The sequence below is a fragment of the Mesorhizobium sp. USDA 4132 genome, from assembly GCF_056279545.1.
The window spans coordinates 1,975,056-1,986,410 of the sequence record NZ_JBWCCP010000001.1 but is presented as its reverse complement, the minus strand read 5'-3'; the positions used below and the strand labels follow the sequence as shown (position 1 = coordinate 1,986,410).

Below are 11,355 nucleotides of genomic sequence, written 5' to 3'. Positions count from 1 at the left end.
GATTGCGAGCCGGTATTTCTGTTTTACGATCAACCGGTTCTTGAGCAAAAGCCACCGCAAACGATATTTCTCCAGTATTTCTGTAGACTAAAGTGTTTTTTGCCCCGATCGGCTTGTTGCGCGCCATAAACTGCCTAGACACCTTGCGATAAAGAGTTCCCATGACAATTGCCGCCCGCCTTCTCGACGTCATCGAAAACGATATCCTGCCCTTGACTGAAAAGGGCGTTGCAGCCGGCAACAAGGTTTTCGGCGCGGCGATCCTCAAGAAATCAGACCTGTCGCTGGTGATTGCAGAGACTAATAACGAGCTCGAAAATCCGCTCTGGCATGGCGAAGTGCACACGCTGAAGCGTTTTTATGAAACTACACGAGATCTTCCCACCAAAGATCTGATTTTCCTCTCGACTCACGAACCGTGCACGATGTGCATGTCGGCGATCACTTGGGCCGGTTTCGACAATTTCTATTATTTTTTCAGCCATGAGGATTCGCGCGACGCCTTCGCCATCCCGCATGACCTGAAAATCCTCAAAGAGGTTTTCGGCCTGGAGCCCGGCGGTTATCGGCGCAGCAACGCCTTCTGGCATTCCTACGCAATTGCCGACCTGGTCGAGAGCGAAGGCGAGCCGCTCCGTGCCGGCCTCAAGACCCAGACCAGCCGGATCAAAGCCCGATATGACGGGCTTTCCGGCGTCTACCAGTCCAGCAAGGACAAAAACACCATACCGCTCGCCTGACATCCGGCATTAAAGGACAAGATGATGGAAGCATCGAAGGATATTTCGCGGCTGATCGAGATCATGGCGGCGCTCAGGACACCCGTTACCGGCTGCCCCAAACACCATACCGCTCGCCTGACATCCGGCATTAAAGGACAAGATGATGGAAGCATCGAAGGATATTTCGCGGCTGATCGAGATCATGGCGGCGCTCAGGACACCCGTTACCGGCTGCCCCTGGGACCTCGAACAGAATTTTTCGACCATCAAGCCTTATACGATCGAGGAAGCCTATGAGGTCGCTGATGCGATCGAGCGCAACGACATGGACGATCTCTGCGAGGAACTGGGCGACCTGCTGCTGCAGGTCGTCTTCCACGCCCGCATGGCCGAGGAAGCCGGCGAATTCTCTTTCGGCGACGTCGTCCAGGCGATCACCAAAAAGATGATCCGCCGGCATCCGCACGTCTTCGCTGTCTCCGACGCGGCGACGCCGGATGCGGTGAAACTGCAATGGGACGACATCAAGACGGAAGAAAAGCGCGAGCGGGCCGAACGGCGGGCGCGGCGCGGCATTACCGAGGATTTCAAGCTCGGATACCTTGGAAGCGTTCACCGCGCCCAGCCGGCGCTGACGGAGGCGCTGAAGCTGCAGCAGCGGGCGGCAAAGGTCGGCTTCGACTGGTCGGCGGCCGAACCGATCCTCGACAAGATCGAGGAGGAAATCGGTGAACTGCGCGAGGCTCTGCGTGACGGACGCCAGGACAAGGTCACCGACGAATTCGGCGATCTGATCTTCGCGCTGGTCAATATCGGCCGGCATGTGAAGGCCGATCCGGAAGAGGCCTTACGCGGCACCAATACGAAATTCAGGCGACGCTTCAATTATATAGAAACATCTCTTCAACAATCGACTGAGACGCTGGAGGCTGCCACGCTGGAACGCATGGAAGAACTCTGGCAGGCCTCCAAGGCGATCGAACGGAAGCTCGACTGACAGTCCGGGCCGACCTCTTGATCGTCACGGGCAGAGGATTATTTAGATCTCGCTCATCAGATCTGGATAGTGACATGCAGGAGCACAGCAATCGGCTCGGCGTCAGAACGACCAAAGTTACCGCAATCTTCATCGCCTTCCTGGCAATCCTGATATTTGCTTGCGCGGGCACATTGAATTACTGGCAGGCTTGGCTCTACCTGGCGAACTTCACCGCCTGGACGATCGGGACCGGCTGGTATGTGGTGACGCACAGCCCCGAACTTGCCGAGAAACGGCTGAGTGCCGGGCCGGGTTCGGAGACGCAGCCGGCGCAGAAGCGCATCCAGGCGTATAACAGCGTGGTGATCATGGCGCTCTATGTGGTCTCCGCTCTGGATTACCGCTTCTCGTGGTCGTCCATGCCGGTTGCACTCGTCATCGTCGGAAACATCCTGACCGCCCTTGGGTTTGCGGGCTGTCTCGCCGTCTTCCGGCAGAACTCCTATGCCTCTGCGACCGTGGATGTTCAACCGGGCCAAAGGGTCGTCTCCGAAGGCCTCTACGGTCTTGTGAGACATCCGATGTACAGTTCCGCCCTCCTTCTTTTCGCAGGCGCCCCGCTTGCACTCGGTTCCCTCTGGGGACTGGTACTCGTGGTGTTTATCGTCGGCGGGCTGGTCGCCCGCCTGATCGACGAGGAAAGACATCTGCGGGCCGAATTGCAGGGCTATGCCGCTTATTGCGAGCGCGTGAGATACAGGCTGGTTCCGAGGATCTATTGAGCCGCTGTTTTCCGGGGATGCTCTCTATGCCGGTCGGCCAGCGGTGACGACTTTCTCCATGCGGTTCTGGAAAAAGCGATTGAGCGCTGTTCGGGAGGGTTTTTCCACGAGGTAGAAGCTGACGAGCGCGACAAGCACGGCAGCCAGCAGCAACAACGGAGTTGGAGCCGCTCCCTCGCGATAGAGTTTGTAGAAAGGCTGCTGCCACAGATAAAGCGAGAAGGACCACAGGCCCGCATAGGTGAGCACCTTGGCGGACAGGATTTTGCGGAAGACCGGCGCCGCGCTGTCGATCGTGGTGATCGACAGTGCCAGCATGGCGGTCGACAGGCCAAAGGAGACGACCTGAAAGGGCATCCCCTTCGCCACGACCGCAATCAGCAGCGCCAGCGGCGAGACCCACCAGGGGGCCTGGCGGTTGCGCAGGAACAGCCAGAGACCGCCGGCCATAAATATGCCCGCGACAGAGACGTCGCTGCGCCAGTGGGTATAAAGGACGCTTGCGCCGAGCTCGGTGCGGATGATGCCGTTCAGCATGGCCGCAATGCTGAGCGCGATGACCAGAGCGGCGACCGGAAACAGTCTGCGGCGGGACAGGAAGGCGATGCCTGCCAGGAGGATATAGGCATGTTCCTCGACGCACAGCGACCACAGGTGATCAAGCAACGCCACCGGATGGGTATAGACCATGGCGTAGTTGATCGTGAACGTCAGCGCCAGCAATGCGGCGACAGGGCCGTGCGAGATCTCGCTACCCTGGAAAGCAAGCGTGGTGATGACCACGAACGCGAAGAGAGCCGGATAGATGCGTGAGAAACGCCTGAAGAAGAAGGTCGGCAATTCTGCCCGCTTGACGAACAGGATTTCGGACATCAACCGGCCGGACAAGACAAAGAACAGGTCTACACCGAATGTACTGAACCCGGGCTTGAAATCATCCAGCCAGAAATGGCCGACAATCACGAAGATGACCGCAATACCTCGCCATCCGTCGAGATAGTCCAGATGTTTTCCGGTCTCTTCGTGCGGCTGACTCTGTATCATTACGCCACCCTTGTTGCCGGCCCGTGAATGAGAACTGCGGGAATCGTGGCCGTCCTCGTCGGCTGATGTTGCACCGCAAAAAACGGGCAACATCATGGCGCTGCCGCCCGGTGCCAAGTCACGTAACCGGGCTTCCTATCGTTCCCAGTCTTCCTTGTCCGCTTTTGGACCATTGCCGAGCTTGCGCTCGAACTCGGCAGCCTCGGCTTCGGACATGCGGACATCCAGGGTCACCGAACCGTCCTCGTTGTCCTCGCGGCCGTCGACGACGGCGTTGCCGTAGACCCAGGAGACGATGGCCAGCTTTTCAGGCGGGATGGTGATCGAGGTTTCGGTGAGCACGCCGGAAAGGCGTTTCGAAATCTCGTCCATCAGGGGCTCGACGCCCTCGCCCGTGATCGCCGAGACCGCCATGACGTTCTCGCGGCCGACGGCGCGTTCGGCGATTGCCTCGTGGGCCTCCGGATCAAGCCGGTCGATCTTGTTCCAGACCTCGATGATGCGAGCGGCTGCTTCCTTCTCGTCGATGCCGAGATCGGCAAGGATGCGCATCACGTCGCTGGCCTGCGCGGCATTGTCCGGGTCGGACATGTCGCGCACATGCAGGACGAGATCGGCTTCCAGCACCTCTTCCAGCGTGGCGCGGAAGGCAGCGACCAGGTGGGTCGGCAGGTTGGAGATGAAACCGACCGTATCGGAGAGGATGACCGTGCGGCCATGCGGCAGCTTCATGCGGCGCAGCGTCGGATCGAGGGTGGCAAACAGCATGTCTTCGGCGAGCACGCCGGCACCGGTGATGCGGTTGAACAGCGTCGACTTGCCGGCGTTGGTATAACCGACCAGCGCCACGATCGGGTGCGGCACCTTGCGGCGTTTGGCGCGGTGAAGCTGGCGGGTGCGCACGACCTGTTCGAGCTCGCGCTCCAGCTTGACGATGCGCTCCTGCAGCAGCCGGCGGTCGGCTTCGATCTGGGTTTCGCCGGGGCCGCCCATGAAACCGGCGCCACCGCGCTGGCGTTCAAGGTGGGTCCAGCTGCGGACCAGACGGCCCTTCTGGTAATTCAGGTGCGCCAGGTCGACCTGCAGCGTGCCTTCCTTGGTGGAGGCGCGGCGGCCGAAGATTTCGAGGATCAGGCCCGTCCGGTCGATGACCTTGGCCTGCCATTCCTTTTCGAGATTGCGCTGCTGCACCGGGGTCAGCGGATGGTCGACGATGACGAGGCCGGCGTCGTGCTCGTCGAGCAGCGCCTTGATTTCCTCGATCTTGCCGCTGCCCATCAGCGTTCCCGGACGCGGCTGGCTGATCGGCACGATCAGGCCCTGAACGATCTCCAGGTCGATCGCTCGTGCCAAGCCGATCGCCTCTTCGAGGCGGGCTTCGTTAGAACGCTGCGGTGCAGGTGCCTGACTTGAGTCGCCCTGCCCGGCCTTCGACCGTGCTTGCTTGAGGACCGGCACAATGACGAGCGCACGCATGTCGTCCCGGCGCTTTTCAGCCTCCGGGACCATGGATTCGTTGGAAGTATCGCGATTTGAAATCTGTTCTGTCCTGTTAGGCGGCGTTCTCTTCGGTTTCGAACATCTGCATGGGCTGGCCCGGCATGATGGTCGAGATCGCGTGCTTATACACGAGCTGAGAATGGCCGTCACGGCGAAGCAGGACGCAGAAGTTGTCGAAAGAGGTCACGACACCTGTCAGCTTGACCCCGTTGATCAGGAAAATCGTCAGGGAAATCTTCTGCTTGCGAACGGTATTGAGAAATAAATCCTGCAGGTTCTGAGAACGTTCCGCCATAGCGCCGCTTCTTTCTTTTTTGCCGGCCAATAGCCGGGATCATGATCAAGCTTGATAAGAGGCGACCGGAAAGCGCCCCGTGCTTCCCTTCCCCGATGTTTGACTATCAAATCGCCGTCTTTTCCGCAACGTCGAAAAAGGTGTCGCGAATACTTGACGACACAGTGCCCGGATGGCCGTTGGCGACGGGTTTTCCGTCGATTTCGACGATCGGCACGCAGATCCCGGTGGCGGAGGTGAAAAACACCTCGCGGGCGGCCAGCATCTCTTCCGTCCTGAACTCGCGCTCGACGACCTTGAGATCGAGCTTCCTTGCGACGTCGATGAGCGTCGTGCGGGTGATTCCCTTCAGGATGCCGTGTTCGGCCGGGCGGGTGACGAGCTCGCCATCCGGCGTGACGATCCAGACATTGGAGGACGCGCCTTCCATGACGATGCCGTTGCGGTCGATGAAGATGGCGTCCTGGGCACCGGCTTCCTTCGCCTGCTGCTTGGCGAGCACGTTCGGTAGCAGGCCGACCGTCTTGATGTCGACGCGGTCCCAGCGGTTCTCGGGCAGCGTGATGACCTTGATGCCGTTTGCATATTTCTTGGCGGCGGCCGAGGGATCGGTGCTCTTGGCGGTGATGGTGATGGTCGGCGGCGTGCCGTCTGCCGGGAAGTAATGGTCGCGGCGGGCGGCACCGCGGGTCACCTGCATGTAGAAGATGCCGTTCTTGACCCGGTTGCGGCGGAGCACTTCACGGATGACGAAGGTGAGCGCTGCGCGGCTCATTGGCGATGCCATCCTGAGTTCGCTCAGCGACCGGTCGAGGCGGTTCAGGTGGCGAGTCAAGTCGACGATCATGCCGTGACGCACTTCGCAGACCTCGTAGACGCCGTCCGCGAACTGGAAACCGCGATCCTCCACATGCACCGCGGCTTCGGAATGGCGAACATATTGTCCGTTCACATAGGCAATTCTCGACATCGATATCCCCTGCGCTTGTCGCAAATGCTGGTTAGAAATACTGGATGGAAACGCGGAAAAGCTGCTCCACATGGCGCACGGCTTCGGCGGCGGCAAACAGCACCACCCGGTCGCGCGCCTTGATCCTGGTGTCGCCGTTCGGGCGGATCACCGCCTCGCCGCGATAGATGGCGCCGATACGGACGCCGTCCGGCAGGTCGAGCTCGCGGAAAGCCCGGCCGACCAGCGGCGAGGTTTCGAGCGCCTCGGCCTCAATGATCTCGGCAGCACCATTCTGCACCGCATAGACCGAGCGGATGCGGCCCTTGCGGACATGCTGCAGGACGCGGGAGATCGTCACGGCGCGCGGATTGATCTGCGCATCGATGCCGAGCGCGTCGGTGACCTGATGGAAAGACGTGGAGTTGATCAGCACCAGGTTCGACTTGCAGCCGAGCGATTTCGCCATGACCGCGCCGAGGATGTTGATCTGGTCGTTGTTGGTCAGCATCACGATCAGGTCGGTATCCTGGATATCCGCCTGGGTGAGAATATTCTGGTCGAGCGCCGAGCCGTGCAGCACGATCGTATTGCGCAGCTGCTCGGAAACCACCATCGCCTTGTCCCGGTCGCTCTCGATGATCTTCAGCCGCGTCCTCGGCTGGTGTTCCTCGATGGTGCGGGCGACGTAATAGCCAATATTGCCGCCGCCGGCGATGATGATGCGGCGTGCCTCCTGCTCCTCGTGTCCGAACAGGCCGAGCGTGCGACGAATGTGTTCGCGCTGGCAGATGACATAGGCAAGGTCGCCGACCTCGAGCTCATCGGCAGAGCGGGCGACGGTCAGAACGCCGTTCCTGAAGATGCCGACTACCGTCGCCATCAGGTCGGGGAAGAGGTCGGAAAGCTGATGCAGGGGCGTGGCGACGACCGGGCAATCCTCCATGCACTCGATCGCCACCATGGCGATGTGATCCTCGGCGAAGCGGACGACATCGGTGGCGCCGGGAAAGGAGATGCGCCGCAGCACCATCTTGCCGACCTCGATCTCCGGCGAGATCGTCACGTCGATCGACATGTTCTGGCGGCTGAACAGATCGGCATATTCCGGCTTCAGATAGTTCTGGGCGCGGATGCGGGCGATCTTGGTGGGCACGGAGAAGAGCGCCTGCGCGACCTCGCAGGCGACGATGTTGACCTCGTCGTAGAGGGTCACCGCGATGATCATGTCGGCGTCTTTGGCGCCGGCCTTTTCCAGCACGTCCGGATGGGCGCCGTGGCCGACATAGCCCTTGACGTCGAGGGTCTCGGTGATCGCGGTGATCAGGGTCGCCGAGGTATCGATGACGGAGACGTCATTGTCCTCCTGCGACAGCCGTTCGGCGATGCCGTAGCCCACCTGCCCCGCGCCGCATATGATCACTTTCATGGGTTACATACCGGCATCGGCTACACACCGAGCGACTTGAGCTTGCGGTGCAGTGCCGAGCGTTCCATGCCGACGAATTCCGCGGTGCGCGAAATATTGCCGCCGAACCGGTTGATCTGGGCGATCAGATAATCGCGCTCGAACATTTCGCGGGCTTCGCGCAGCGGCAGCGTCATGATGTGGTAGTCGCCCTTGGCCGACACCTTCGGCAACATGTCGCCGAGGTCGGTTGGCAGCATGTCGGCGGAAATCGGCGAATCCGGGCCGTCGGAGCGGGCAAGGATCATCAGCCGCTCGATATTGTTGCGGAGCTGGCGGATATTGCCCGGCCAGTCGTGGGCCTGCAAGACAGCCATGGCGTCCTCGCCGATCTTGCGGGGGCGGATGCCAGCCTGCTCGGAAATCTGGCGCATGAACATGTCGACCAGGAAAGGAATGTCCTCGCGGCGTTCGGCGAGCGCCGGCACCTTGACCGGCACGACGGCCAGCCGGTGGTAGAGATCTTCGCGGAACGAGCCGTCGGCGATCAGGCTTTCGAGATTGTAGCAGGTCGAGGAGATGATGCGGACATCCACCTTGACGCGCTTGGAACCGCCGACGCGCTCGAACTGCTGATCGACCAATACGCGAAGGATCTTGTTCTGCGTCTCGCGCGGCATTTCGCCGACTTCGTCGAGATAGAGGATGCCACGATGGGCCTCTTCCAGAGCGCCGATCTTGCGCGCCTGGCCGGGAGCGCCTTCGGTGCCGAACAGAGCGACCTCCATGCGATCGGGCGTGATCGTCGCCGCGTTCAGCGCCACAAACGGACCGGCGACGCGCGACGATCGCTTGTGGATCATCCGCGCCACCAGTTCCTTGCCGGAGCCGGAAGGGCCGAGGATCATCACGCGGCTGTTGGTGGGGGCGACCTTCTCGATCGTCTGGCGGAGCTGCGAGACGGCAACCGAGGTACCGACCAGCTCGGCGGCATCGCCGGTGCGCTTCTTGAGCTCGGTCACCTCGCGCTTCAGCTTGGAGTTTTCGAGTGCCCGCTCGGCGATCAGGATCAGACGGTCGGCCTTGAACGGCTTTTCGATGAAGTCGAAGGCGCCGCGCTTTATGGCAGAGACAGCCGTCTCGACATTGCCGTGGCCGGAGATCATCACAACGGGCAATTCGGGATGCCGGCTCTTGACTTCGTCGAGCAGCGCCAGGCCGTCGAGCCTGGAGCCCTGCATCCAGATATCCAGGAAGATCAGCCGCGGCACGCGATCGGATATCGCTGCCAGCGCGCTGTCGCTGTCGTGGGCCGTGCGGGTTTCATGGCCCTCATCGGACAAAATACCTGAAACGATATCGCGGATATCCGCCTCGTCATCTACGACCAGAATATCAGACGCCATAAGCCAATTCCTTGTTATTATCCGTTCCCGGCACCGCCACCTGCTCCAGATGCGGCAGCAGCACCCTGATCATGGCGCCCTTGCCATGATCGAAATCGGCGGGGGCATCGTGCAATTCGAGCTGCCCGCCGTGTTCTTCGATGATCTTCTTGACGATCGCGAGCCCCAATCCCGTGCCCTTGTCGCGCATGGTCATGTATGGCTCGAGGATGCGGTGTCGATTTTCGCTCGGCAGGCCGCTGCCATTGTCAATGATGTCGACCACATAGGTGTCGCGCTCCGCATCGTAGACCGAGCGCACCTTGACCTTGCGACCGTCGCGTTCCTGATCGCTCGGCACCGCCTCGATCGCCTCGACGGCATTCTTGATGAGATTGCCGAAAGCCTGGCCGAGCATGCGCGTATCGAACATGCCCTTCAGCGGCTCCTCGCCGAGCTCGCGGATGAAATCGACATGGGTGGTGCCCATCTCGCGCAGGAAGATCGCGTCGCGCAGGATATCGCGCAGATCGGCTTCTTCCTTGGCGGGTTTCGGCATGCGGGCAAAGGACGAGAATTCGTCGACCATGCGGCCGATATCGCCGACCTGGCGCACGATCGTGTCGGTACACTGGTCGAAGACGGCGCGGTCGTCCTCGGCGATCTGCTTGCCGTAGCGACGCTTGAGGCGCTCGGCGGAAAGCTGGATCGGGGTAAGCGGGTTCTTGATTTCATGGGCGATGCGGCGGGCGACATCCGCCCAGGCGGTGGAGCGCTGGGCGATGACGAGATCGGTGATATCGTCGAGCGTCACCACATAGCTGTCGTGCGCGGCGCGCTGTTCCTCGCGCGTGACCTGAACCGAAAGCGTCCGCTCCTTGCCGCCACGCATCAGGTTCACCTGTTTGCGGAATTCGCCGCGGGCTCTGCTGCGCGCCTCGGTGAGGACGTGGTCGATCTCGGGCGCGACATCCTCCAGCTTCTCGCCCATCAGCTTTTCGGCGGGAACGTCCAGGAGATGTTCCGCCGACGGATTGACGATGGTGATACGGCGGTCTTCCTCGACACCGATAACGGCAGCGGTGACGCCGGACAGCACCGCCTCGATGAAGCGGCGGCGGTCGTCGACCTCGTCCTTGGCTTCAAGGATCTCGTCGCGCTGGCTGCGTATTTCGGAAATCATCTTGTTGAAGGTACGCGACAGGCTGCCGACGTCGCCATCGGCGGCGCGCACCGGCACGACGACGTTGAGATTGCCGGTCGCCACGCTGTCGGCGGCGCTGATCAGCAGCCGGATCGGGCGGACGATGCGGTCGGCGACCGCGATCGCCGTCCAGATCGCCGCGAGCAGGACGATCAGCGCGAAACCGAGGTAGAGCACCGCAAAGGCGATCTGCAACGATGTGCGGCCGGCCTCCATAGCCTGGTATTCGGCGGTGTTCTCCTCCATCAGCCGCATGGCCGAGATGACCTTCGGATCAACGGCGCGGATCGTATAGAGATAGGAGCCCGGAATGGCATCGAGCTTGATGACGGCGCCGACAAGGTTGGTGACACCAGGCGGGATCAAGGTCGGCTGGCCGGCCGCCGCGGTCTTCAGCGCATCCGCCGGGATCGCCGGCAGCGGCTTTTCGGTCTTGATATCGGCCTGAACGATCGCCTGGCCGTCCTCGCGCACCAGGAAGGCGCCGAGCATGCCGCGGCCGCGCGCCTGGCGGGTCATCAGCTCCACGAAACCGGTACGGTCGAGATAGAACATCGGCCGGTTGCGCTCGAGGTCGTTCGACATCGAAACCGTCTGGCCCTGAAGATAGCTGGCATTCTCGAGCATATAGGCACGGGCAACGTCCTGGGAGGACTGCACGATCGACTGGGTGCGCAGCGAGAACCAGCGGTCGAGGCCGACATTGAGCGTGAGGCTGGCGAAGATCGCGACCAGAACCGCCGGGGTGATCGCCACGATCGAGAAGAGCACGACGATGCGGACATGCAGGCGGGCCGCGGCGCGGCCGCGGTTGCGCGCCTTCACCAGCCGGACGATCTCGCGGCCGATCAGATACATCAGGCAGAGGATGAAAAGCGAATTCAGCGCAGCCGACGCGATCACCACATTCGTGGTCGGGGCGATCGGGGTCAGGCCGAGCAGGATGAACAGTGTCACCGACGCACAGATCAAGGCTCCGCCGGCGAGCAGAAGGCCGGGGAGCGCGAAGGACGCGCGCCGATCCTGCACTGACACCGCTGGCTCGTCTTCGGCCATCGGCGCTGTTACGCCTTCCGTCATCGAATCC

10 protein-coding genes are annotated in these 11,355 nt (G+C 61.5%); 3 read left to right on the top strand and 7 right to left on the bottom strand.

Annotation, left to right across the window (positions count from 1 at the left end; translation table 11 throughout):
* The first annotated feature begins 161 nt into the window (after positions 1–161).
* The 3 genes from ACZ9IU_RS10355 to ACZ9IU_RS10345 all read left to right on the top strand — a co-directional run bounded on the left by ACZ9IU_RS10355 (position 162) and on the right by ACZ9IU_RS10345 (position 2,483).
* Positions 162–740 (top strand): deaminase, encoded by a 579-nt coding sequence (locus ACZ9IU_RS10355; protein ID WP_038542672.1) that lies wholly within the window; start codon positions 162–164, stop codon positions 738–740.
* A gap of 145 nt (positions 741–885) precedes the next feature.
* Positions 886–1,719, top strand: coding sequence for a nucleoside triphosphate pyrophosphohydrolase (gene mazG, locus ACZ9IU_RS10350; protein ID WP_038549130.1), 834 nt, complete (start codon positions 886–888; stop codon positions 1,717–1,719).
* Positions 1,720–1,793: 74 nt separating this feature from the next.
* Positions 1,794–2,483 (top strand): methyltransferase family protein, encoded by a 690-nt coding sequence (locus ACZ9IU_RS10345; protein WP_038542671.1) that lies wholly within the window; start codon positions 1,794–1,796, stop codon positions 2,481–2,483.
* 24 nt (positions 2,484–2,507) lie between these two features.
* Here ACZ9IU_RS10345 and ACZ9IU_RS10340 read toward each other — a convergent pair whose 3' ends face one another.
* From ACZ9IU_RS10340 to ACZ9IU_RS10310, 7 genes are all read right to left on the bottom strand, one after another.
* Entirely contained in the window at positions 2,508–3,527 is a 1,020-nt protein-coding gene (locus ACZ9IU_RS10340) for an acyltransferase family protein (protein WP_065814795.1), read from the bottom strand.
* A gap of 135 nt (positions 3,528–3,662) precedes the next feature.
* Complete coding sequence (gene hflX / locus ACZ9IU_RS10335) at positions 3,663–5,036, bottom strand: GTPase HflX (protein ID WP_157885118.1); 1,374 nt, start codon at positions 5,034–5,036, stop codon at positions 3,663–3,665.
* A gap of 43 nt (positions 5,037–5,079) precedes the next feature.
* Positions 5,080–5,322 carry an RNA chaperone Hfq gene (gene hfq / locus ACZ9IU_RS10330; protein ID WP_007757453.1) on the bottom strand — a complete coding sequence of 81 codons (243 nt, stop codon included), beginning with the start codon at positions 5,320–5,322 and terminating at the stop codon, positions 5,080–5,082.
* Positions 5,323–5,428: 106 nt separating this feature from the next.
* Complete coding sequence (locus ACZ9IU_RS10325; protein WP_038542668.1) at positions 5,429–6,292, bottom strand: D-amino-acid transaminase; 864 nt, start codon at positions 6,290–6,292, stop codon at positions 5,429–5,431.
* Between the two features lie 31 nt (positions 6,293–6,323).
* Positions 6,324–7,700, bottom strand: coding sequence for a Trk system potassium transporter TrkA (trkA, locus tag ACZ9IU_RS10320; protein WP_038542666.1), 1,377 nt, complete (start codon positions 7,698–7,700; stop codon positions 6,324–6,326).
* A 20-nt stretch (positions 7,701–7,720) separates the two neighbouring features.
* Entirely contained in the window at positions 7,721–9,085 is a 1,365-nt protein-coding gene (ntrX, locus tag ACZ9IU_RS10315) for a nitrogen assimilation response regulator NtrX (protein WP_038542664.1), read from the bottom strand.
* Positions 9,075–11,348 (bottom strand): sensor histidine kinase NtrY-like, encoded by a 2,274-nt coding sequence (locus ACZ9IU_RS10310; protein WP_038549124.1) that lies wholly within the window; start codon positions 11,346–11,348, stop codon positions 9,075–9,077. Before ACZ9IU_RS10310 ends, ntrX begins: the two co-directional genes overlap by 11 nt.
* Positions 11,349–11,355: the final 7 nt, after the last annotated feature.